This window comes from Phenylobacterium sp. (assembly GCF_030698145.1).
Lineage (GTDB): Bacteria > Pseudomonadota > Alphaproteobacteria > Caulobacterales > Caulobacteraceae > Phenylobacterium.
The window spans coordinates 1-20599 of the sequence record NZ_JAUYNW010000093.1 but is presented as its reverse complement, the minus strand read 5'-3'; the positions used below and the strand labels follow the sequence as shown (position 1 = coordinate 20599).

General features: G+C 68.9%; 21 protein-coding genes. 8 read left to right on the top strand and 13 right to left on the bottom strand.

The window, feature by feature from the left end; translation table 11 throughout:
* Nucleotides 1-165: 165 nt before the first annotated feature.
* Nucleotides 166-1986 carry a glutamine--fructose-6-phosphate transaminase (isomerizing) gene (glmS, locus tag Q8Q77_RS14310; RefSeq protein WP_305584295.1) on the bottom strand — a complete coding sequence of 607 codons (1821 nt, stop codon included), beginning with the start codon at nt 1984-1986 and terminating at the stop codon, nt 166-168.
* A gap of 135 nt (nt 1987-2121) precedes the next feature.
* On the opposite strand from glmS, the gene glmM reads away from it, so the two are divergent.
* Together glmM and Q8Q77_RS14300 are read left to right on the top strand one after the other, a co-directional pair.
* On the top strand, nt 2122-3474 hold the full coding sequence (gene glmM / locus Q8Q77_RS14305; RefSeq protein WP_305584294.1) for a phosphoglucosamine mutase: 1353 nt from the start codon (nt 2122-2124) through the stop codon (nt 3472-3474).
* 108 nt (nt 3475-3582) lie between these two features.
* Nucleotides 3583-4599 carry an adenosine deaminase gene (locus Q8Q77_RS14300; protein ID WP_305584293.1) on the top strand — a complete coding sequence of 339 codons (1017 nt, stop codon included), beginning with the start codon at nt 3583-3585 and terminating at the stop codon, nt 4597-4599.
* Here Q8Q77_RS14300 and Q8Q77_RS14295 read toward each other — a convergent pair.
* The 4 genes from Q8Q77_RS14295 to Q8Q77_RS14280 all read right to left on the bottom strand — a co-directional run bounded on the left by Q8Q77_RS14295 (nt 4596) and on the right by Q8Q77_RS14280 (nt 8165).
* Nucleotides 4596-5447: an SMP-30/gluconolactonase/LRE family protein gene (locus tag Q8Q77_RS14295; RefSeq protein ID WP_305584292.1), complete on the bottom strand. Its 852-nt coding sequence runs from the start codon at nt 5445-5447 to the stop codon at nt 4596-4598. The genes Q8Q77_RS14300 and Q8Q77_RS14295 overlap by 4 nt on opposite strands.
* A 90-nt stretch (nt 5448-5537) precedes the next feature.
* Nucleotides 5538-6554, bottom strand: coding sequence for a DUF2891 domain-containing protein (locus Q8Q77_RS14290; RefSeq protein ID WP_305584291.1), 1017 nt, complete (start codon nt 6552-6554; stop codon nt 5538-5540).
* Nucleotides 6532-7494 carry a DUF979 domain-containing protein gene (locus tag Q8Q77_RS14285; RefSeq protein WP_305584290.1) on the bottom strand — a complete coding sequence of 321 codons (963 nt, stop codon included), beginning with the start codon at nt 7492-7494 and terminating at the stop codon, nt 6532-6534. Before Q8Q77_RS14285 ends, Q8Q77_RS14290 begins: the two co-directional genes overlap by 23 nt.
* Nucleotides 7491-8165 carry a DUF969 domain-containing protein gene (locus Q8Q77_RS14280; RefSeq protein WP_305584289.1) on the bottom strand — a complete coding sequence of 225 codons (675 nt, stop codon included), beginning with the start codon at nt 8163-8165 and terminating at the stop codon, nt 7491-7493. Before Q8Q77_RS14280 ends, Q8Q77_RS14285 begins: the two co-directional genes overlap by 4 nt.
* A 191-nt stretch (nt 8166-8356) precedes the next feature.
* On the opposite strand from Q8Q77_RS14280, the gene Q8Q77_RS14275 reads away from it, so the two are divergent.
* Entirely contained in the window at nt 8357-8512 is a 156-nt protein-coding gene (locus Q8Q77_RS14275; protein WP_305584288.1) for a hypothetical protein, read from the top strand.
* Nucleotides 8513-8521: 9 nt separating this feature from the next.
* On the opposite strand, the gene Q8Q77_RS14270 is transcribed toward Q8Q77_RS14275, so the two are convergent.
* From Q8Q77_RS14270 to Q8Q77_RS14250, 5 genes are all read right to left on the bottom strand, one after another.
* Nucleotides 8522-9046, bottom strand: a complete 525-nt coding sequence (locus tag Q8Q77_RS14270; RefSeq protein ID WP_305584287.1) for a DUF6886 family protein — start codon at nt 9044-9046, stop codon at nt 8522-8524.
* Nucleotides 9047-9193: 147 nt separating this feature from the next.
* Nucleotides 9194-10498, bottom strand: a complete 1305-nt coding sequence (locus tag Q8Q77_RS14265) for a UDP-glucose/GDP-mannose dehydrogenase family protein (RefSeq protein ID WP_305584286.1) — start codon at nt 10496-10498, stop codon at nt 9194-9196.
* 91 nt (nt 10499-10589) lie between these two features.
* On the bottom strand, nt 10590-12092 hold the full coding sequence (locus Q8Q77_RS14260) for a phosphomannomutase/phosphoglucomutase (RefSeq protein WP_305584285.1): 1503 nt from the start codon (nt 12090-12092) through the stop codon (nt 10590-10592).
* Nucleotides 12093-12190: 98 nt separating this feature from the next.
* Nucleotides 12191-13156: an SIS domain-containing protein gene (locus Q8Q77_RS14255; RefSeq protein WP_305584284.1), complete on the bottom strand. Its 966-nt coding sequence runs from the start codon at nt 13154-13156 to the stop codon at nt 12191-12193.
* Between the two features lie 13 nt (nt 13157-13169).
* On the bottom strand, nt 13170-13415 hold the full coding sequence (locus Q8Q77_RS14250; RefSeq protein WP_305584283.1) for a hypothetical protein: 246 nt from the start codon (nt 13413-13415) through the stop codon (nt 13170-13172).
* Nucleotides 13416-13515: 100 nt separating this feature from the next.
* Between Q8Q77_RS14250 and gpmA the strand changes: the two genes are divergently transcribed.
* From gpmA to Q8Q77_RS14225, 5 genes are all read left to right on the top strand, one after another.
* Entirely contained in the window at nt 13516-14229 is a 714-nt protein-coding gene (gene gpmA, locus Q8Q77_RS14245; protein WP_305584282.1) for a 2,3-diphosphoglycerate-dependent phosphoglycerate mutase, read from the top strand.
* The gene (locus tag Q8Q77_RS14240; RefSeq protein WP_305584281.1) at nt 14226-14684 is read left to right on the top strand and encodes a bifunctional diaminohydroxyphosphoribosylaminopyrimidine deaminase/5-amino-6-(5-phosphoribosylamino)uracil reductase RibD; all 459 of its coding nucleotides are present in this window, start codon (nt 14226-14228) and stop codon (nt 14682-14684) included. Before gpmA ends, Q8Q77_RS14240 begins: the two co-directional genes overlap by 4 nt.
* 67 nt (nt 14685-14751) lie before the next feature.
* Nucleotides 14752-16011: a pentapeptide repeat-containing protein gene (locus tag Q8Q77_RS14235; protein WP_305584280.1), complete on the top strand. Its 1260-nt coding sequence runs from the start codon at nt 14752-14754 to the stop codon at nt 16009-16011.
* Between the two features lie 94 nt (nt 16012-16105).
* A complete protein-coding gene (locus Q8Q77_RS14230) occupies nt 16106-17371 on the top strand; it encodes a pentapeptide repeat-containing protein (protein ID WP_305584279.1) in 1266 nt (421 codons plus the stop codon).
* Nucleotides 17372-17449: 78 nt separating this feature from the next.
* On the top strand, nt 17450-18217 hold the full coding sequence (locus Q8Q77_RS14225) for a crotonase/enoyl-CoA hydratase family protein (protein ID WP_305584278.1): 768 nt from the start codon (nt 17450-17452) through the stop codon (nt 18215-18217).
* Nucleotide 18218: 1 nt separating this feature from the next.
* Here the strand turns inward: Q8Q77_RS14225 and Q8Q77_RS14220 are convergent, their stop codons facing one another.
* The 3 genes from Q8Q77_RS14220 to Q8Q77_RS14210 all read right to left on the bottom strand — a co-directional run.
* Nucleotides 18219-18590, bottom strand: a complete 372-nt coding sequence (locus Q8Q77_RS14220) for a GFA family protein (protein WP_305584277.1) — start codon at nt 18588-18590, stop codon at nt 18219-18221.
* A 66-nt stretch (nt 18591-18656) separates the two neighbouring features.
* The gene (locus tag Q8Q77_RS14215) at nt 18657-20114 is read right to left on the bottom strand and encodes an FAD-binding oxidoreductase (RefSeq protein ID WP_305584276.1); all 1458 of its coding nucleotides are present in this window, start codon (nt 20112-20114) and stop codon (nt 18657-18659) included.
* A 169-nt stretch (nt 20115-20283) separates the two neighbouring features.
* On the bottom strand, nt 20284-20599 hold a 316-nt coding region (locus tag Q8Q77_RS14210), incomplete at its 5' end, for an Hsp20 family protein (protein WP_305584275.1).

Here is a 20599-nt window from a genome sequence, read left to right as displayed (position 1 = left end):
CACATCGCGAAGCGAATGGGGGAGGGGGACCGCGCCGCAGGCGTGGTGGAGGGGGCGAGACCGGGCTCCGAGCCTGAGGCCGCCCCCACCACCGCCTATCGGCGGTCCCCCTCCCCCGTAAACGGGTGAGGAAAAGAGGAAGCGCCAGTTCGCCCGCCGACAGGCTTACTCGACCGTCACCGACTTGGCGAGGTTGCGCGGCTGGTCGACGTCGGCGCCCTTCTGGACGGCCACGTAATAGGCCAGGAGCTGGATGGGCGCCGACATCACCAGCGGCGCGATCAGCGGATCGCACTTGGGCGCGGTGACCACCACCTTGGCCCCTGCGGGCGCGTGCTTGGCCCCGTCGGGATCGGTGATGAAGACCACCTGACCGCCCCGGGCCATGACCTCGCTCATGTTCGAGGCCGACTTCTCGAAATAGCTGTCGAAGGGGGCGAGGATGACGATGGGCGTCGCCTCGTCCACCAGGGCGATCGGCCCGTGCTTCAGCTCGCCGGCGGCATAGCCCTCGGCGTGGATATAGCTGATTTCCTTCAGCTTCAGCGCGCCTTCCAGGGCCAGGGGATACATCGGGCCGCGACCGAGATAGAGCACGTCGCGCGCCTTGGAGACCTCCAGCGCGATGTTGCGGACGGCCTCCTCGAGATTGATCGATTCCGCCATCAGACGGGGCGCTTCGAGCAGCACGCGGACGAGCCGGTTCTCTTCCGCCGCATCGATTCGGCCGCGAGCGCGGGCGGCGGCGACGGCCAGGGTCGTCAGCAGGCTGACCTGGGCGGTGAAGGCCTTGGTGGAGGCCACGCCGATCTCGGGTCCGCAATGGATCGGCCAGACCACGTCGGCCTCGCGGGCGATCGTCGACTGCACGGCGTTGACCAGGGCGGCGCTCTTCATCCCATGGGCCTTGCAGTGGCGCAGGGCCGCCAGGGTGTCGGCGGTCTCGCCCGACTGCGAGATCGCGATCGCCAGGGATTGGGCGCTGAGCGCGGGGTTGCGATAGCGGAACTCCGAGGCGATCTCGACGTCCACGGGCAGGCCGGCGAGCTGCTCGATCATGTACTTGCCCAGCAGCCCGGCGATGTAGGCCGTGCCGCAGGCGACGATCTGGATCCGGTCCAGCTTGGCGAAATCGATGTCGCCGGGGATCGTCGTGGTGTCGGTCAGGGCGTCTACATAGGCGGCGATCGTTCGCTGGCACCCTTCGGGCTGGTCATGGATCTCCTTCTCCATGAAGTGCCGGTAGTTGCCCTTCTCGACCAGGGCCGCGGACGCCGAGACGGTCTGGGTCTTGCGCTCGACGGCCTTGCCGTCCTCGTCGAAGATGCGGGCCTTGGCGTGGTCGATGGCGACATAGTCGCCCTCTTCCAGATAGGCGATCTTGTTGGTGAAGGGGCCGACCGCGAGCGCGTCGGAGCCGATGAACATTTCGCCCTGGCCATAGCCGACAACCAGCGGGCTGCCGCGCCGCGCGCCCATGACCAGTTCGTCCTCGCCCTCGATCAGCACGGCCAGCGCATAGGCGCCGGTCAGCCGGTCCAGCGTGGCCTTCAGCGCCGCCATCGGCTCGAGGCCGGTGGCCAGTTCGGAATCCAGCAGTTGGGCGATGACCTCGGTGTCGGTCTGGCTCTCGAAGACGCGGCCCTGCGCCTCCAACTCGCGCTTCAGCTCGGCGAAGTTCTCGATGATGCCGTTATGGACCAGGCTGACCCGGCCCGACTTGTGCGGGTGGGCGTTGGCTTCCGAGGGCGCCCCGTGGGTGGCCCAGCGGGTGTGGCCGATCCCGACCGTGGCGTTCAGCGGCTCTTCGGCCAGCACGTCTTCGAGGGCGCGGATCTTGCCCTTGGCCCGACGGCGCTGGAGCTTGCCGCCGACGATCCCGGCGATCCCGGCCGAGTCATAGCCGCGGTATTCCAGACGCTTGAGGCTGTCGATCAGCCGCTCCTGGACGGAGGACTTCCCAACGATGCCGATGATGCCGCACATGAGAGCTTCACATCCTTTGTCGAAACGCGTGTAGGCCGATAGTCTTGAACGCTGAGCCGCCTTTAGCATTCGCAAACGCGGCGTCGACTAAATCTGGGTTTCGGATCATTTCGCGACCCTTTCGAGAGAAGCTCCATGAGCAAGCGCGCTTATTTCGGCACCGATGGCATCCGGGGCCTGGCCAACAGCCACCCCATGACCGCCGAGGTCGCCCTGCGGGTGGGCCTGGCGGCGGGCAAGCTGTTCATGTCCCAGGACGACCGCCGTCACATGGTGGTGATCGGCAAGGATACCCGGCTGTCGGGCTACATGGTCGAGCCGGCCCTGGTGGCGGGCTTCGCCAGCGTGGGCATGGACGTGCGCCTGCTGGGCCCCATGCCGACGCCGGGCGTGGCGATGATGACCCGCTCCTTGCGCGCCGACCTGGGGGTGATGATCTCGGCCTCGCACAATCCCTATACCGACAACGGCATCAAGTTGTTCGGGCCCGACGGCTACAAGCTGTCGGACGCCCGCGAACTTGAGATCGAGGCCCTGATGGACCAGGGCCTGGCCGACGGCCTGGCCATCCCCACCAAGCTCGGCCGCGTCGCCCGGGTCGACGACAGCCAGGCGCGCTATGTGGAGATCGCCAAGGCCACCTTCCCTCGACGGCTGAGCCTGGCGGGCCTGCGCATCGTCATCGATTGCGCCAATGGCGCGGCCTACAAGGTGGCGCCGGTGGTGCTGTACGAACTGGGCGCCGAGGTCATCAAGATCGGCGTCGAGCCCAACGGGACCAATATCAACGAGGAATGCGGCTCCACCCATCCCGAGGCCATGGTCCGGGCGGTGAAGGAGTTCCGCGCCGACATCGGTATCGCGCTGGACGGCGACGCCGACCGCCTGGCGATCTGCGACGAGAAAGGCCGCGTGGTCGACGGCGACCAGATCATGGCCATCATCGCCGACAACTGGGCGCGGAACGACCGGCTGACCGGCGGCGGCGTGGTCGCCACGGTGATGTCGAACCTGGGCCTTGAGCGGTACCTGAACGCGCGCGGCCTGAAGCTGGAGCGCACCGCCGTGGGCGACCGCGCGGTGATGGTGCGGATGCGCGAGGGCGGCTTCAACCTGGGCGGCGAGCAGTCGGGCCACATGATCATGTCCGACTTCTCCACCACCGGCGACGGCCTGCTGGCGGCGCTGCAGGTGCTGGCGGTGTTGAAGGAGACCGGCCAGCCGATGAGCATGCTGGCCCATCAGTTCGAGCCCGTGCCCCAGAAGCTGGAGAACGTGCGCTTCGCCGGCGGCAAGCCGCTGGAGACCGACCAGGTCCGCGACGTCATCGCCGCGGCCGAACTGCGCCTGAACGGAACCGGCCGCATCGTGGTCCGCGCCTCGGGCACCGAGCCGCTGATCCGGGTGATGGCCGAGGGCGACGACGAGAAGCTGGTCCACCAGGTGGTCAAGGACATCGTCGGCGCCGTGAAGAAGGCCGCGGCCTGAACTCACGCAAATCCCACAGATTTGGGGGCGGTCAGGCTGGCCTTTCGGGCCTTGGGGGAAGACACTTTCGCGACGTTGGCGATTCCCACCGGTGTCTGGAGTCGAGTGATGCCCGATCTCGAAGCGTTCGTCCGCGGCCTGCCCAAGGCCGAGCTTCACCTGCACATCGAGGGCAGCCTCGAGCCCGAGCTGATGTTCGAGCTGGCCCGCCGCAACGGGATCGACCTGCCCTTCGCCGACGTGGAGGCGGTGCGCGCCGCCTACGCATTCTCGAACCTGCAGGACTTCCTGGATATCTATTACCAGGGCGCCAAGGTGCTGGTGACCGAGCGCGACTTCCACGACCTGGCCATGGCCTATTTCCGCCGCGTGGCCGAGGACGGCGCCGTCCATGCGGAGATCTTCTTCGACCCCCAGACCCACACCGAGCGGGGCGTGGCCTTCGCCACCGTCGCCGACGGCTTGCTGGCTGGGATGGAGGAGGCCAAGGCCACCCTGGGCGTCACCTCCAAGCTGATCCTCTGCTTCCTGCGCCATCTGTCCGAGGAGGACGCCTTCGAGACTCTGAACCAGGCGCGACCCTTTCTGGACCGTATCGCAGGGGTGGGCCTGGACTCGTCGGAGCTCGGCCATCCGCCCTCGAAGTTCGCCCGGGTCTTCGCCGCCGCCCGCGACCAGGGCCTGAAGCTGGTCGCCCATGCCGGCGAGGAAGGTCCGCCGGAATACGTCCACGAGGCGTTGGACGTGCTGAGCGTCGACCGCATCGACCACGGCAACCGCTCCCTGGAGGACGCCGACCTGGTCAAGCGGCTGGTGGCCGAGGCCATGCCGCTCACGGTCTGCCCGCTCTCCAACCTGAAGCTCTGCGTGGTGGACGAACTGCCCGCCCATCCGCTGAAGCGGATGCTGCGCCTGGGCCTGAAGGTCACGATCAATTCCGACGACCCGGCCTATTTCGGCGGCTACCTGGCCGAGAACTGGATCTCCACGGCCCACGCGCTCGGCCTCACCCGCGACGAGCTGGTGACGCTCGCCCGCAACAGCTTCACCGGTTCGTTCCTGACCCCCGGCGAAATCGCCATCCACCTGACCGAGATCGACAACTACGTGGCGGCCTCCGCCTAGGGGCGTTCGGCGGCGGGCGCAGGCGCCTGGATCGCCAGCACCTGGCCGGTCGGTTCGGCGTCGCTGGACGGACCGCCCCAGGCCGCGGCCACGATGAACAGGGTCCGCCCGTCCGCGCCGCCCAGGGCGCAGGAGAAGCAGCCGCGATCGATCTCGATCCTCTGCAGGACCTCGCCGCCCTCCCGGACGCGGACGCAGCACTGGTTGGGGACGTCGGCGTACCAGACCGCGCCCTCCGCATCGAGGCATATGCCGTCCGGGTGGCCGTCCATCTCCGCCCACACCCGCCGGTTGGAGAGCCCGCCGTCGGGGTCGATGTCGAACGCCGTCAGCCGGCGGCCGTAGGACTCGGCGAGGATCAGGGTCGAATTGTCCGGCGTTATCGCCATGCCGTTCGGGAACTCGACCTCGTCGGCCACCTGGCGCACGGCGCCGTCCGGCGTCACCAGGGCGATGACCCCGGTGGCGTATTCGCCCTCCGGGAAGTTGAAGCCGATGCTGTTGACGTAGGCGTTTCCGCGCCCGTCCACGACGATCTCGTTCCACGGCTTGTCGAGCAGGCCGCCCAGCTCGGCATAGAGGCTCATCGATCCGTCCGGCTCACGGCGCACGACGCGCCGCTGGGCCGACGAAACGATCAGCAGCCGCCCGTCGGCCAGGAAGTCGATGCAGAACGGGAAGGATGGGACGTGGGCGACGACCTCGCTGGCCCCCGCCTCGTCCAGGGCGATCAGCTGCTGGGCGCCCCAGTCGCAGAACCACAGGCGGCCGTCGCGCCAGCGGGGCGACTCGCCCAGCACGACACCGGTCATCAGGACTTGGGCCTTGGAAGACGTGGTCACGGTCATGGGATCCTCCGGCGCCGGGATGGGCGGCTTTTCCGCAGGACGATCCGGCGGCGCGCGCGCCGACATCGACGGCGTCTTTTTCCGCGGCCCTTAGCCCGCTTCCAACGCCAGCAGGGCGAAGGTGGCCAGCCAGTGCTCGCCCATATAGTCGCCCGCCACATGGGCGAGGCCGGCCGCCAGGTGCTCCTCGGCGGTGGCGAGCGCCACGGCGCGCACCGGGTCGGCGGGGTCCAGCGACGCGGCGACCCCGCGCCAGCACCAGGCACGGCTGAGGCAGAGGCCGTCCAGGTGGGCGATCTTGCCGTCCGTGCGGTCGCTGACCGTGGGCGGGGTGAAGAGTGTGGCGGGTCGGCGCTGGGCGGCGTCGGGCAGGAAGCGGGCGAACCAGAGCCGGAAGTCGGCGGACGGCAGGACGGCGCGCAGGCACTGCGCCTCCACCAGGGTGGCCGACAGGAAGTCGTCGCCGCTGGGCTCCCAGGCCGGCGCATCGGCGTCGGCGAGATACCAGCCCGTGGCGGTCGTCGCGATCAGCCGGGCGAGCTCGTGGTCGCCGACTTGTGCGGCGTACTCCGAGGCCAACGCCAGGGCGAAGGCGGTGTTGCCGTGGGCCCCGGTGCGGATCGGATAGGTGGCCACCGGCAGGAAGGCCTTGAACCGTTCGGCGAAGCCCCGGGCCAGGGGCGCTAGGTTCGCGCCCCAGGCCGCGCCCTCATGGCGTTCCAGCTCTGCGCCCAGCATCAGCAGCCAGGCCCAGCCATAGGGCCGCTCGAAGCCGCGGCTGGCGGGGCGGGCGAGATAGGCCAGTTCGCCGGCCGCCTTTTCCGCGGTCAGGCTGGCGTCGAAGAGGGCGCGGATCTCGGCGGCCGGCGCCATGTCCGGGAACCGCCGCAGCAGGCGGGCCAGCAGCCAGTAGCCGTGAACGCAGGAGTGCCAGTCGAAGCTGCCGTGGAAAATCGGGTGCAGCACGCGGGGCGGCAGGACGTCCTCGTCGCCGGCCATCACATGGTCGAGCTTGTAGGGGTAGGGCCTGGTGACGTGGCCGAGCGCCAGCCGCGCGAACCTGGCGGCGAGGTCGGGGGTCAGCTCAGAAGCGGAAGACGAGGACATACATCAGGGCCGTGTTGGCGAGCAGCAGGAGGAGGGCGGTGGGGACCTGGGCCTTGATCACCCCGTTGCGGTCGGTGAGCTCCAGGAGGGCGGCGGGCACGATGTTGAAGTTGGCGGCCATGGGGGTCATCAGGGTCCCGCAGAAGCCCGACAGCATGCCGATGGCGCCCATGATCGCCGGGTCGCCGCCGAAGCGCAGGACGATCAGCGGCAGGCCGATGCCCGCGGTCATCACCGGAAAGGCGGCGAAGGCGTTTCCCATGATCATCGTGAAGATCGCCATGCCGAAGGTGTAGGCCGCGACGGCGGCGAGCTGGCTCCCGTCGGGCAGCCAGGCCGAGGCCAGGGCGCCGATGGCGGTCCCCACGCCGGCGGCGGCGAAGACCGCGCCCAACGCCGCCAGCATCTGCGGCAGGACCGCGGCCCAGCCCACGGTGTCCAGCAGGCGCCGGCCCTCCTGCAGCGGCGTGACGGGCTTGGCCCGCAGCATCGGCATGGCGATGGTGAGCGCCACGAACACCCCCAGGATCAGCGAGACCAGGGTCGCCTGCTTGGGATCGACCAGGCCCGCCAGCTCCGGGCGCTTGAAGGCGAAGGTGCCGGCCAGCGCCGTGGCGGGGATGGCGAGCGCGGGCAGGAACAGCCTGTTCCCCAGCCGCGCGGCGCTCTCGCGGCGTTCTTCCGGGCTGCTGGTGGCCGCCGCGCCATGGCCCAGGCCGCCGAAGCCCGCGACCGCCACCATGGCGATGACCAGCAGGCCGTTGACCAGGTCGGGCAGGTGGGAACCAAACAGGAAGCAGACAGCGAACAATCCCCAGAAAACCGTATTTTTCAGACGCTTCGGATTGCTGGCGTCGCGGGCGCTCAGAACCGCGATGGCGGCGAAGAAGGCGCCGGCGATGACGTAGAGGACCTCCAGTCCGATCGGCAGTCCGATCATCGCGCGGCCTCCAGGGTGCGCGCCAGCCGGCGGTCCAGCAGCATCAGCCGCGTGCCGTGGATGGCCAGGGCGCAGAAGGCGGTCGGGATCGCCCAGACCGAGAGCTGCAGCGGTTCGACGATGATGCCGTTCTGCTCCAGGAAGCCCTTGATCAGAAGGATCGAGGCGATGGCGATGAAGATGTCCTCGCCGAAGAACAGCGCGATGTTGTCGGCGGCCGCGGTGTGGGCGCGGATCGACTGGCGGGTGTCGTCGGGGATTTCGCCGTAGTGGGTTTCGGCCGCGGCCTCGGCCATGGGCGCGATCAGCGGGCGGACCATCTGGGCGTGGCCACCCAGCGAGGTGAGGCCCAGCGCCGAGGTCGCCTGGCGCAGGATGAAATAGAGTAGCAGCAGGCGGCCCACCGTGGCGGCCTGGACGGCGCCGATCAAGGTCTTGGCCCGCTCCTGCAGTCCGGCGCGCTCAAGCAGTCCGATGACCGGCAGCACCACCCAGACCACGCTGACATAGCGGTTTTCCTTGAAGGCCTTGCCGAAGGTCTCGACCACCTCAATGGGTCCCATTCCGCCCGCCACCCCGGTGACCAGGGCCGCGACGGTGACCACCAGCAGCGGATTGAGCCGCGCCATGAAGCCCACGACGACGACGAGTATCCCGATCAGCGACAGCACGCGCGTCCCCCAAGGCCGAGGCGAACTCTAGACGAGCGCACGGGGTCCGCAATCGGCGCGCATCCATCTCCGCGCTGGCGCGTATTTCCAAGCGAGGCCACGGGACTGTTCAAACCGGGCGTTTCGTGACAGCCTCGTAATGTTCGCACCGCTCGACCGGCGCGGCTTTAGAAACGGACTGGGAGTGAAATATGTCGCGACACCCCACCATGGGGCGCCTGTCGCGAGGCCAGACGAAGAGCGCCAGCTCTATCGCCTGCCTCGCCTTTGTCGGCGTCATGGGCGTGGCCTTCTGGGCCGGCGCCGTGTGGATCGCCAACACCCTCATCATCCTGCTGTCGCAATAGAGACCGGGCTCAGAGCCTGGGCTGGGCGTTACGCTTGCGGATGATGGAGAATTCGAGGCTGGAGGCCGCCACGGCGTCGCTGAGCGGCCAGAAATCCTGCAGCACCCGCACCTCGGCCCCCGCCTCGATCAGCGCCTCGACCAGGTTGGCGCGCACCCGCTCCTCGAGGGGAATCACCGGTTCGCGCGATATCCAATAGCCGGCGTCCGCCAGGGCGACATTGAAGCTCGCCGTCGGAAATTCGTAGATCCGTAGGGGACAGGCCAGCACCCGCTCCAGCCACGCGGCCTCGAAGGCCACCACCCGGCGCGCGTCGGTGAGGAAGCGCGCCGCGTCCTCGTCCGTTGTCTCGGGACCGCGGCCATAGGTGATGCGCGGACAGTCACGAGGGAGCAGGTAGTTGACCAGGTGGTCCTCATCCACCGCCCAGACGCAGTCGCCCCTGACGCCCGAATCGGTCGAGGGCGGCGGACGCGGGTCGAACTGCGCGATGCCCGCCTCCTCGCTGACGTGGAAGAGCCTGGGTTTTGTCATCGCATCACACCCCCCAAGTTCGTCATCACCGGGCTCGTCCCGGTGACCCATACCCACGGAACGTCTCAGAAAAATCTCTAGCCTCGGCGTCTATGGGTGGCCGGCGCAGAGGTCGGCCATGACGATCGGAGAGAAGAGGGCGCGATCCTAGCCACGCCCGACGCTGGCGTACTTGAAGCCGCGCGAACGGACGTCGTCGGGCTTGTAGATGTTGCGCAGGTCGACCAGCACCGGAGTCTTCATCAACAGCTTCACGCGGTCGAGGTCGAGCGCCCGGAACTGGTCCCACTCGGTGATGATCACCAGGACGTCGGCGTCGGCGGCCACGTCGTAGGGGTTGTCCTTGAAGTCCACGTCGCGCAGCAGCTGACGGGCCTCATGGGTCCCCTCGGGATCGAAGGCCTGCACCCGCGCGCCCATGGCCTGCAGGGCCGGGACGATGTCGAGACTGGGCGCGTCGCGCATGTCGTCGGTGTTTGGCTTGAAGGTGAGGCCCAGCACGCCGACCGTCTTGCCGGCCAGGTCGCCGGAAAGCGCGTCGGAGACCTTCCCGGCCATGTTCTTCTTGCGCTCGTCGTTGACCCTGACCGTGGTCTCGATCAACCGCACCGGGGAGCCCGCGTCCGTGGCGGTGCGCACCAGGGCGATGGTGTCCTTCGGGAAGCAGGAGCCGCCATAGCCGGGGCCGGCGTTGAGGAACTTGGCGCCGATCCGCTTGTCCAGGCCGATTCCGCGCGCCACCTGCTGCACGTCGGCGTCCAGCGCCTCGCAGAGGTCGGCGATCTCGTTGATGAACGTGATTTTCAGGGCCAGGAAGGCGTTGGCCGCGTACTTGATGAGCTCGCTGGTCCGGCGCGTCGTGAAGACGATCGGCGTCTCGTTCAGATAGAGCGGCCGATAGAGTTCGGTCATCACCGCCTTGGCGCGCTCGTCCTCGCATCCCACCACCACGCGGTCGGGGCGCTTGAAGTCCTCGATGGCCGCGCCTTCGCGCAGGAACTCGGGATTGGAGACCACGGCGAACTGCGCGTCGGGGCGCGTCCTGCGGATGATCTTCTCGATCTCGTCGCCGGTGCCGACCGGCACGGTGGACTTGGTGACGATGACCGTGAAGCCGTCCAGCTGGCCGGCGATTTCCTCGGCCGCGGCGTAGACATACGAGAGGTCGGCGTGGCCGTCGCCGCGTCGCGACGGGGTGCCCACGGCGATGAAGATCGCGTCGGCCTCGCGCACCGCCTCGGCGGCCTCGGTGTCGAACTTGAGACGGCCGGCCTTGACGTTCTGGGCCACCAGCAGATCCAGGCCGGGTTCATAGATCGGGATGCCGCCCGCGCGCAGGCGCTCGATCTTGCCGGCGTCCTTGTCGATGCAGGTCACAGTGTGGCCGAAGTCGGCGAAACAGGCGCCGCTCACCAGGCCGACATAGCCGGTGCCGATCATCGCAACGTGCATGGACTGTCCTCAGATGGGTTCAGGCCGCCTTTCACCACGCCACGACCGCACCCGCAATCATCGCGCCCGCTTCGCACGAAAATGGGCGGGCTCAGACTTCCTGGTTGTAGGCCCCGACCTGCGGCCGCCTGGCCAGGCGCGGCTTCACCTCCTGGCGGAACAGGGCGCGCATGTCGGCGTCCGACTGAGTGCTCTCCACCACGACGACGATCTCCGGCTTGTTGGACGAGGCCCGTACCAGCACCCAGGAGCCGTCCTCAAGCGCCACGCGGACGCCGTTGACGGTGATCACCTCGACGATCTTGCGGCCGAGGATGGTCCCGCCCACCTGGGCCAGGGCCTCGTACTCGGCGACCACATCGGCCACGACCTCGTACTTCACCTCGTCGGCGCAGTGCGGCGACATGGTCAGCGAGGTGTAGGCGATGGGCAGGGCGTCCTTCAGCTCCGAGAGCTTCTTGCCGGGGTTGCGGTCCAGCATCGCCAGGATGGCGGCCGCGGCGGTCAGTCCGCAGTCGTAGCCGCGTCCCAAGGGGGCGTTGAAAAAGAAATGGCCGCTCTTCTCGAAGCCGGCCAGGGCGCCCAGTTCGGCGGTCTTGCGCTTGATGTAGCTGTGGCCGGTCTTCCAATAGACGGTCTTGGCGCCATTCTTCTTCAGCACCGGATCGGTGGCGAACAGGCCGGTGGACTTCACGTCGACCACGAAGGTGGCGTCCTTGTGCAGGTCCGACAGGTCGCGGGCCAGCATCAGGCCGATCTTGTCGGCGAAGATCTCCTCGCCCGTGTCGTCCACCACACCGCAGCGGTCACCGTCGCCGTCGAAGCCCAGGGCCAGGTCGGCGCCGAACTCGCGCACCGCCTTGGCCATCTCCTGCAGCATCTCGTGGTCTTCGGGATTGGGATTGTAGCGCGGGAAGTTCCAGTCGAGCTCGCAATCCATCTCGTAGACCACGGCCACGCCCATGCGGCGCAAGGCCTCGGCGGCGAAGGCGCCGGCCGTGCCGTTGCCGCAGGCGCAGACCACCTTGAGCGGGCGCTTGATGTTCACGCGGCTGGAGACGTCGGCGATGAAGCGCTCGGCGAAGCCCTGGACGTGGGTCAGCGAGCCGCCGGCCTTGTACTGGCCTTGGCCGCCCAGGACGATCTCCTTCAACCGGCCCATCTCGACGGGGCCGAAGGTCAGGGGCCGCTCGGCGCCCATCTTCACCCCGGTCCAGCCGTTTTCGTTGTGGCTGGCGGTGACCATGGCCACGCAGGGGGCGTCCAGCTCGAACTGGGCGAAATAGGCGGTGGGCGACAGCGCCAGGCCGATATCGACCACCTCGCAGCCCGCCGAGATCAGGCCGAGGGTCAGGGCCTGCTTGATGGATGTCGAATAGGAGCGGTAGTCGTGGCCGACCACGATCTTCGACTGGCCCAGTTCCTGGATGTAGGTGCCAAGGCCGACGCCCAGGGCCTCGATGCCCAGCAGGTTGATGTCGGGCCCCAACATCCAGCGCGCGTCGTATTCGCGGAAGCCGGTGGCCTTCACCAGCGGCGTATTCTCGTACTCGATCGTATTGGGGATCAGGTCGGCGCGCGGAACGGGCAGCATCGGAACTCCATCGGATGGGGTCGGGCGTCGTGTTTAAAGGTGTTCCACTCTTAAGACTATCCGAACGCGGCCCATGAACTTCGCGATTGCGACATTGGTTACATCACACCCGCGCGAAGCAGGTCGTGGACATGCAGAATTCCGACGGGCCGGCCCTCGTCGACCACGAACAGCACGGTGACCGAGGGCGGGGGGTCGCTCATCAGGGCCAGGGCCTCGGAGGCCAGCATGCCGGGCGGCACGGTCTTCTTCGGGCCAGGCGTCATGACCTCGCCGGCGGTGTGGGTCACCAGGTCGTCGAAGTGACGGCGCAGGTCGCCGTCGGTGATCACGCCCACCAGGCCGCCGTCGGGTCCCTGCACGCCCACGATGCCCCAGGTCTTGCCGGTCATCACCATCAGGGCCTCGCGCATCGGCGTGTCCGGGGTGACCAGCGGCACCTGGTCGGCGCCGTGCATCAGGTCGCCCACCGTGCGCAGCATGGCGCCCAGCTTGCCGCCGGGATGGAAGGTCTTGAAGTCCTTGGCCGTGAAGCCGCGGCGTTCCAGCAGGGCCACGGCCAGGGCGTCGCCCAGCGCGATCTGCAGGGTGGTGGAGGTGGTGGGGGCGTTGACCTCGGCGGTGGCCTCGGGCCCGTCGGCAAGCTGCAACACCACCGTGGAGGCGCGGCCCAGCGCGCTGTCGGGCGAGGCGGTCAGTCCGATCAGTGGGATGTGGAAGCGGGTGGCGTAGGCCAGGATGTCGGCCAGCTCGCGCACCTCCCCGGACTTCGAAAGCCCCAGGATCACGTCGTCGGTCCCGATCATCCCCAGGTCGCCGTGGCTGGCCTCGGTAGCGTGGACGAAGAAGGCCGGCTGGCCGGTGGAGGCGAAGGTGGCGGCGATCTTGCGCGCCACGTGGCCGGACTTGCCGATGCCGGTGCAGACGATCCGGCCCTTGGCGGTGGCGAGGATGTCCACGGCGCGCACGAAGTCCTCGCCCAGGGCGTCGGCCTGCAGGCGCAGGGCGTCGGCCTCGGTGTTCAGCACGCGGCGGGCCACGGCGACGGCGTCGAAAGGGCTCATCGGGCGAGATCCGTCATTTGGTCGGCGAGATCGCCTGGGTCTGCAGGTCGGAGACGGTGGCCCGGGCCTGGTCCAGCCTCTGTTGGGCCACCTCGGTCTCGCGCTTCATGGCGGCCTGCATCTGCGGCGTGCGCTGGATCGGCTCGTGGCCGAACGGGGCCCAGGCGCGGTCGCCCAGGCCCTGCGGCCAGACCATGCCCAGCGCGACCATGGCCAGGGCGAGCGCTGCGAGCGCGGGGAAGAACAGCCGGTTGAGCATCGGCGCACATATAGACGGCGGCTGGACAAGGGGCCAGCAGGCCTTGACGCTGGACGCCCCGGCCCTTAGCCCGCTCGCAATCCCTGAAGGAGCCGAGCGCTTGCCGAAACTGATCCTCCTCCGCCATGGCCAGAGCCAGTGGAATCTCGAAGACCGCTTCACCGGCTGGGTCGACGTGGACCTGACCGACGAGGGCGAGGCCCAGGCCAGGAAGGGCGGGGAGCTGATCAAGGCCGCGGGCCTCGAGATCGACCGGGCCTTCACCTCCGTGCTCACCCGGGCGATCCGCACCCTGTGGCTGGCGCTCTCCAGCGCGGGGCAGGTCTTCGTGCCCCAGACCACCGACTGGCGCCTGAACGAGCGGCACTACGGCGGACTGACCGGCCTCAACAAGGCCGAGACCGCGGCCAAGCATGGCGACGAACAGGTCAAGGTCTGGCGCAGGTCCTACGATATCCCGCCGCCGCCCCTGGCGTCCGGCGGGGAGTTCGACTTCTCGAAGGACCGCCGCTACGCCGGCGCCGTCCTGCCCGACACCGAGAGCCTGAAGACTACCCTCGATCGGGTGCGGCCCTACTGGGACACGGAGATCGCGCCCCGCTTGAGGGCCGGTGAGACCGTCCTGGTGGCCGCGCACGGCAACTCCCTACGCGCCATCGTCAAGCTGCTGTACGGCCTTAGCGACGAGGCGATCATCGGGGTCGAGATCCCGACCGGCAATCCGCTGCTCATCGAGCTGGACGAAAACCTTAAGCCTAACGGCGCGCGCTACCTCGACGAGAGCCGCGCTACGCCCTTGCCCCGGGCGGCATGAGCACGGCTGACCAGGACCATATGCGGCGCGCCATCGAACTGGCGCGGCGCAACCTCGGGCTGACCGCGCCCAATCCCGCCGTGGGCTGCGTGATCGTCCGCGACGGCCAGGTGGTGGGAGAAGGCGCGACCGCGCCGGGCGGCAGGCCCCACGCCGAGGAACAAGCTCTTGATCGGGCAGGAGAAGCCGCGCGCGGCGCCACCGCCTATGTGACGCTGGAACCCTGCGGTGCGCGTTCGGCGGGCGGGCTGTCCTGTTCCGAGCGGCTGGTCGCCGCCGGCGTCGCCCGCGTGCTGATCGCCTGCGAGGACGCCTCGCCCTTCGCGGCCGGCCAGGGCGCCGAGCGCCTGCGCGCCGCCGGGGTGGAGGTTCAACCAGGGGTTTGCGCCGCCGAGGCCCAGGTCCTCTATGCGGCCTACGACCCTGCGGCGATTTACCCTAATCGCCCTAAGTGACGGAAAGAGCGTGTTAATTGCGGGTGGCTAGGATGGCCCTAGTTTTCCTCGGTTGCTCAAGTTCCGCATGTCGATCCTGACCGCGCCCGCCCCAGATCTGCCCAAGCTCGGACAGGCCGAGCTGGAAGCCATCTGCGCCAAGCACGACCGCCTCTGGACCTCCAAGCCCGGTGGGGCCCGGGCGGTGTTCGCCTGGCGCGACCTCTCGGGCCTCGACCTGCGCGGCAAGAATCTCTGCGACGCCGATCTCACAGGCGCGGTCCTCGCCGACTGCCACATGCAGGGCGTACGCCTGGACCACGCCAATCTGTTCGGCGCCGACCTGCAGAACGCCAATCTGACCGACGCCTCCATGCGCAGGGCCGATCTGCGCGGCGCCTGCCTGCGCAACGCCAATCTCACCGGCGCCGACCTGTTCGAGGCCGACCTGCGCGAAGGTTCGATCGCCTCCGTCGACCGCGAGAAGGGCCTGCGGGTGCTGGAGCACCACAACCGGGTCGGCGACGCCGGCGGCGCGATCCTCGCCGGAGCCAATCTGGAGCGCTCGCGCCTGTCGGGGGTCATGGCGATCAAGGCCGACTTCAGCGACGCGATCCTGAAGGACGCCAAGCTGGTCCGGGCCAACCTGAAACAGGCCAACATGTCCGGCGCCAACATGGCCGGCTGCGATCTCTCCGGCGCGGACCTGGCCGGCGCCGACATGCGCGACTGCATCCTGGTGGGCGCCAAGACCTACGCCTGGAATGTAAGCCAGGCGGATCTGCGCGGCGCCCTGACGGACGAGCCCTCCGGCAAGTCCGTCGAGGATCTGCCCTACAAGACCATGATCCGCGATCACGCCAAGTGGTGCGAGACCGGCGGCGCCGACGGCACGCCCAGCGTGTTCGACAACGCCGACCTGCGGGCCCTGGAGACCATTCGCGGCTTCAACCTGACAGCCCTGTCGGCCAAGGGGGCGGTGTTCTACGGCCTCGACATGGAAGGCGTGCAGATGCAGGGCGCCCAGCTCGACGGGGCCGACCTGCGCAACTGCAATCTGCGCCGGGCCGACCTGCGCGGCGTGCGCCTGGTGGGGGCGAAACTGGCCGGCGCCGACCTGCGCGACGCCCAGCTCGGCCCGTTGCTGATCGGCGCCGACCGGATGCTTCCGGCCAACCTGACGGGCGCCAGCTTGAAGAACGCCGACCTCGCGCGCGCCGACGTACGTCACGCCATCATGATCGACGCCGACCTCAGCCGCGCCAACTTCACCAACGCCATGGTCAAGCAGACGGTCCTGACAAACGCCCAGAAATGGGGCGCCCGCGGCCTGGACGACGCTATCTGACGCTCAATTCGAGCGCCTCTCAGTGAGCTTAACGCTTCAGTCGGTCTTGCAAGTATAGACGACCGACATCGTGAGTTTCGAGGGAGATCTAAAGGTGCGCGCCATCGGATTGACGGGTCGTCGCAAACTCTCCGCGGGCGAGATCGAGATGATCGTCGCCGCGCACGAGCGCCTTGTCGCCGGCAAGCCGGGCGGCAAACGGGCCGCGCTTCGCTTCGTCGACCTGACCGGGGCCGACCTCTCAGGTCGCGACCTCTCGGACGCCGACCTCTCGGCCTCGATCCTGGACGGCGCGAAGCTGGTGCGCACCAATCTCGAACGGGCCAATCTGTTCGGCTGCGACCTGCGCAAGGCCGACATGCGCCGGGCCAGGCTTGCGCGCGCCGATCTGCGCGGGGCCTGCCTACGCGGCGCGGACCTGAGCCGCGCGGACCTCACCCAGGCCGACTTCCGGGTCGGCCAGATCGCCATTCCCCATCCCAGCAAGGGCCTGGCGTCGCTCTCGCACCAGCGCCGCCACGGCGAACTCGACAATGCGGTGCTGGCCGGCGCCACGCTGCACGGATCGCAGCTCGAGGACGCGTCGGCCTTCGCCGCCGATTTCACCGACTGTTCGCTGAAGGGCGCCAAGCTCGCCCGCGCCAATTGCAAGGACGCCAACTTCGCCGGCGCGATCTTCGACGGCGTGGACCTGGCCGGCGCCAATCTCGAGGGCGCCAACCTCTCCAACACCGTGCTGGGCGACGTCGACGTTCGCGCCGCGCGGCTATCGGACGCCACCAACATGCTGGGCGCCATGGGAGCGACGACCTCTGAGTCCATGGCCAGGGCGCCGTCGCTGCTCGACCAGGCGCTGGCCAACCACAAATGGTGCGCGAGCGGGGGACGGGAGGGCCGGCCGGCCAATTTCGACGGCGAGGACCTGCGCCCGCTGGGCGACAAGTTGCGGGGCCTGCGGCTCAGCGCCATGAGCGCCAAGTGCGCCATCATGGTGGGTCTGGACCTGACCGGCGCCCAGCTGCAGGGCGCCAACCTGGATGGCGCCGACCTGCGGGGGGCGGTCCTGGACTCCGCCGACCTGCGCGGCGTGCGTCTGGTGGGCGCCAACCTCATCAAGAGCGACCTGCGCGACGCCGTGTTCGCGCCGCTCCCGCTCAGCGCCACCCGCAGCACGCCCGCTCACCTGGACGGCGCCAAGCTTCGCTACGTCCTGGCCCAGCGCGCCGACATGACCGGGGTCATCTTCGACGGCGCGGACCTGCGCGGCAGCGACTTCAGCAGGGCCCTGCTGACCGGCGCCAGCCTGCGCGACGTGGGCCTGGCCGGATCGGTGGGCCTTGAGATCGTCCTGGCCGCCTGATCGTCCCGACTGCCCGCCTATGGGCTGACCCATGGGCAACCCGCTAGGCTGGCGGCCTCTCATCGAGGAGGCCAGAGCATGGACACCGTCAGCGTCGAGACCCGCGGCCGCACGGCCATCGTCACCATCGAGCGTCCCGAGCGGCGCAACGCCGTGGACAGCGCCACCGCCCAGGCCCTCTACGACGCCTTCAAGGCCTTCGACGCCGATTCCGCGCTGGACGTCGCGGTGCTGCAGGGCCGCGGCGGGACCTTCTGCGCCGGCGCCGATCTGAAGGGCGTCAGCGAAGCGCGCGGCAATCCCGTCAGGCGCGAGGGCGACTTCGGGCCCATGGGCTGCACGCGGCTGGCGCTCGGCAAGCCGGTGATCGCCGCCGTCGAAGGCTACGCGGTTGCGGGCGGCATCGAGGTGGCGGCCTGGTGCGACCTGCGGGTCGCCGCCGAGGGCGCGGTGTTCGGGGTGTTCTGCCGCCGGTTCGGGGTGCCGCTGATCGACCTGGGGACCGTGCGCCTGCCACGGCTGATCGGTCATTCGCGGGCCATGGACCTGATCCTCACCGGCAGGCCCGTGGACGCCGCGGAGGCCTACGCCATTGGCCTGGCCAACCGGCTGGCGCCGCGGGGCGGGGCGCTGGACGCGGCGCTGGAGCTGGCGGCCCAGCTCTCGGCCTTCCCCCAGACCTGCCTGCGCAACGACCGGCTCTCGGCCATCGGCCAGTGGTCGCTGGACTGGGAGGCCGCCATGCTGGCCGAGGTGGATGTGGGCCTCGAGACCCTGCGGTCCGGCGAGGCTCGGGAAGGCGCCGCCCGCTTCGTCGCCGGCCAGGGCCGCGGCGGGGCGTTCTAACCTACCAGCCGTTCTTGCCGTCGATGTGCTCCACCGGCACGGCGGCCAGGTCGAGGTCGTCCCCGAACAGCCGGGCGTTCACCGCGGCCCTCATGTTGACGTAGTCGGGCTCGCCGGTGTCGAAGCTCGGGAACTCCGAATAGGTGGCGCAGCCACAGATCCCGCAGTGGTGATGCTGGCCGATATAGTGGCCCCATTGATAGGTCGAGACCCGGTCGCGGGCGGTCAGCAGCTTGAACTGAGCGATCGGATAGTAGGCGTGCAACGCCCCACGCTTGGCGCAGAACGAGCAGTTGCAACTCGTCACCGCGGCCGGCGGCTCGGGAACCTCGAACTGTGTGGCGCCGCAGTGGCAGCTTCCCTTGAGGGGCATGTTCCTCTCCTTGATCAGTGAGGCGATCCTAGAGCCATCCTGCTGCCACCGTGATGTCAGCTTGAGTCATTGTCGGGAGAAATACTGGTCCCACATGGCGTTGCGGAAGAGCAGCTTTGGATCGTAGGTGCGCTTGCCCCGGACGGCCTCAGCGAGCTTCGGATAAGCTCGCGCCAACTGGTCAGGCCGAGCGTGCAGGCGGTATGGCAGGTAGAAGCCGCCGCCCTGGGCTAGGGCGGCGTCGATCAGGCGTTCGGTCATCCGGCGCATGCTCTTTTCGCCCTCCGGGTTCATGACCTGGGAGAACGACATGACCGCGGCGATTCGGGGCGCCGGGGCGTAGGCGAGCACGCTTTCCGGGTCCGCGGCCACGTAGCGGAGAGTCACATTCAGCAACTCGGGGTCGGTCGGCGAAATGGCTTCGCGGCAGGCGTCCAGGAAGGCTTCGAGCCGGGCTGGCGGTACGAAGTACTCGTGCAGGATGTCGGTCCGGCCTGGCTCGCGGTTCGCAAGTTCGCTCACCGGATGATTCAGCAGGGCGTTACGCGAGACCGGCTTCGACTGGAACGCAGGGGCGATCTCTGTCTCCGCAAACCAACGCGCCCGCTTCCACCCTTCCGACCCGCGCTGTGCGCGATAGAGCGTGCGGGCGGCGGCGCCCATGGCGGGATTTGGCGCCGGATCGCCTGGCGTCGCCTCGCCCCCCGCCGCGCGATAGGAGACCATCACGGCTTCGGAGAGGAAGCCCAAGCGGGCCGGCGACAGCCGGCCATAAGCCATCCGCACCCCGGTCGCGGGTCCCATGAGCTGCGAGAACCGGGCTCCGAACTCCGTACTGGGCATCACCTCGACGCGCGGCGTTAGGGCCAGGTCGGCGACCATTTCCAGTTCTAGATCGAGGATCACGCCGTAGAGCCCGTACCCACCCATGGCCAGGCGGAACAGCTCCGGCTCCTCGGTGCGCGAGCAGGCCACCACCGATCCGTCGGCGAGCATCACGCTGAGCCGTCGCACCGTGGAGCCGGCGGGACCGAAGGGGACGGCCCAGCCGTGGGCGTTGACGCAGAACGTGCCTGCGACGCTGAAGTCGTGATTGGACTGGGTGACCTTCGGCGAGAAGCCCAGCGGCCGCAGGGCGGCAATCACGTCACGCCAGCGCGTGCCCGCCGCGACCCGGTAGGTGCGCGCGGCCGTGTCCGCGTGGCAGGAGCGCGACACCAGGGTCACCGCCGCGCCGTCGTGCGGCAGGCTTTGGCCGCCCATGGAGTGGCGCGCCCCGCCGACTGCCAGGGCCCGCCCTGCCGCCGAGGCTTCCTTGAACTCGGCGCGAAGTCGGGCGAGGAACGCCTTGTCGGTGGAGGGCGTCGCCACCCAGTGCTTGAATACCGGCGTTGCGTTGAGCCGGCTGGCGTCGTTGAGGGCGGGAGCCCTCGGCGCGGCCGCGGTTCCGCGAGGAACGCCGAGCGCCGCGGCGCTAGCTCCGATCCCGGCCAGGGTCGCGCGACGGGACGGTGTGTGAGCCATGCCTCACCCTATGGCTGTGGGAGCGGGCGCATCAAGCAAAGTGGAGGTTGGAACAAGAAAAAGGCCGGCGCGATCACTCGCGCCGGCCAGTTCGTTCAAGGAGGGGGCGGGCGGCGCGTGGAGGGCGCGCCGCCCGGAAGGGAGTCGGAATAGGCCTGGCTGGGGGAGGTCAGGCGGCCTTCTCACCTTCGATCAGGTCGGGCTGGACCGAGGTCGCGATCTCGATCCGGCGGGGCTTCAGGGCCTCGGGCAGCTCGCGCTTCAGCGAGATGGAGAGCAGGCCGTCGGCGAGCGCGGCTTCGGTGACCACCACATAGTCGGCGAGCTGGAACCGGCGCTCGAAATTGCGCTCGGCCAGGCCGCGGTGGAGGTACTTGCGCTGGTCGTCGTTGGCGGCCTTGCGGCCCTGGACGGTCAGGAGGTTTTCCTTGACCTCGATGTTCAGTTCTTCCGGACGGAAGCCGGCGACCGCGATCTCGACGCGG

What these genes read in the sequence shown, in the direction of transcription:
- Q8Q77_RS14270 (WP_305584287.1), bottom strand. Translation starts at nt 9,046, where the DNA reads ATGACAAAACCCAGGCTCTTCCACGTCAGCGAGGAGGCGGGCATCGCG.
- Q8Q77_RS14255 (WP_305584284.1), bottom strand. Translation starts at nt 13,156, where the DNA reads ATGAGCCCTTTCGACGCCGTCGCCGTGGCCCGCCGCGTGCTGAACACC.
- Q8Q77_RS14265 (WP_305584286.1), bottom strand. Translation starts at nt 10,498, where the DNA reads ATGCACGTTGCGATGATCGGCACCGGCTATGTCGGCCTGGTGAGCGGC.
- Q8Q77_RS14285 (WP_305584290.1), bottom strand. Translation starts at nt 7,494, where the DNA reads ATGATCGGACTGCCGATCGGACTGGAGGTCCTCTACGTCATCGCCGGC.
- Q8Q77_RS14220 (WP_305584277.1), bottom strand. Translation starts at nt 18,590, where the DNA reads ATGCCCCTCAAGGGAAGCTGCCACTGCGGCGCCACACAGTTCGAGGTT.
- Q8Q77_RS14250 (WP_305584283.1), bottom strand. Translation starts at nt 13,415, where the DNA reads ATGCTCAACCGGCTGTTCTTCCCCGCGCTCGCAGCGCTCGCCCTGGCC.
- Q8Q77_RS14275 (WP_305584288.1), top strand. Translation starts at nt 8,357, where the DNA reads ATGTCGCGACACCCCACCATGGGGCGCCTGTCGCGAGGCCAGACGAAG.
- Q8Q77_RS14260 (WP_305584285.1), bottom strand. Translation starts at nt 12,092, where the DNA reads ATGCTGCCCGTTCCGCGCGCCGACCTGATCCCCAATACGATCGAGTAC.
- Q8Q77_RS14240 (WP_305584281.1), top strand. Translation starts at nt 14,226, where the DNA reads ATGAGCACGGCTGACCAGGACCATATGCGGCGCGCCATCGAACTGGCG.
- Q8Q77_RS14235 (WP_305584280.1), top strand. Translation starts at nt 14,752, where the DNA reads ATGTCGATCCTGACCGCGCCCGCCCCAGATCTGCCCAAGCTCGGACAG.
- Q8Q77_RS14225 (WP_305584278.1), top strand. Translation starts at nt 17,450, where the DNA reads ATGGACACCGTCAGCGTCGAGACCCGCGGCCGCACGGCCATCGTCACC.
- glmS (WP_305584295.1), bottom strand. Translation starts at nt 1,986, where the DNA reads ATGTGCGGCATCATCGGCATCGTTGGGAAGTCCTCCGTCCAGGAGCGG.
- Q8Q77_RS14300 (WP_305584293.1), top strand. Translation starts at nt 3,583, where the DNA reads ATGCCCGATCTCGAAGCGTTCGTCCGCGGCCTGCCCAAGGCCGAGCTT.
- glmM (WP_305584294.1), top strand. Translation starts at nt 2,122, where the DNA reads ATGAGCAAGCGCGCTTATTTCGGCACCGATGGCATCCGGGGCCTGGCC.
- Q8Q77_RS14215 (WP_305584276.1), bottom strand. Translation starts at nt 20,114, where the DNA reads ATGGCTCACACACCGTCCCGTCGCGCGACCCTGGCCGGGATCGGAGCT.
- Q8Q77_RS14295 (WP_305584292.1), bottom strand. Translation starts at nt 5,447, where the DNA reads ATGACCGTGACCACGTCTTCCAAGGCCCAAGTCCTGATGACCGGTGTC.
- Q8Q77_RS14290 (WP_305584291.1), bottom strand. Translation starts at nt 6,554, where the DNA reads ATGTCCTCGTCTTCCGCTTCTGAGCTGACCCCCGACCTCGCCGCCAGG.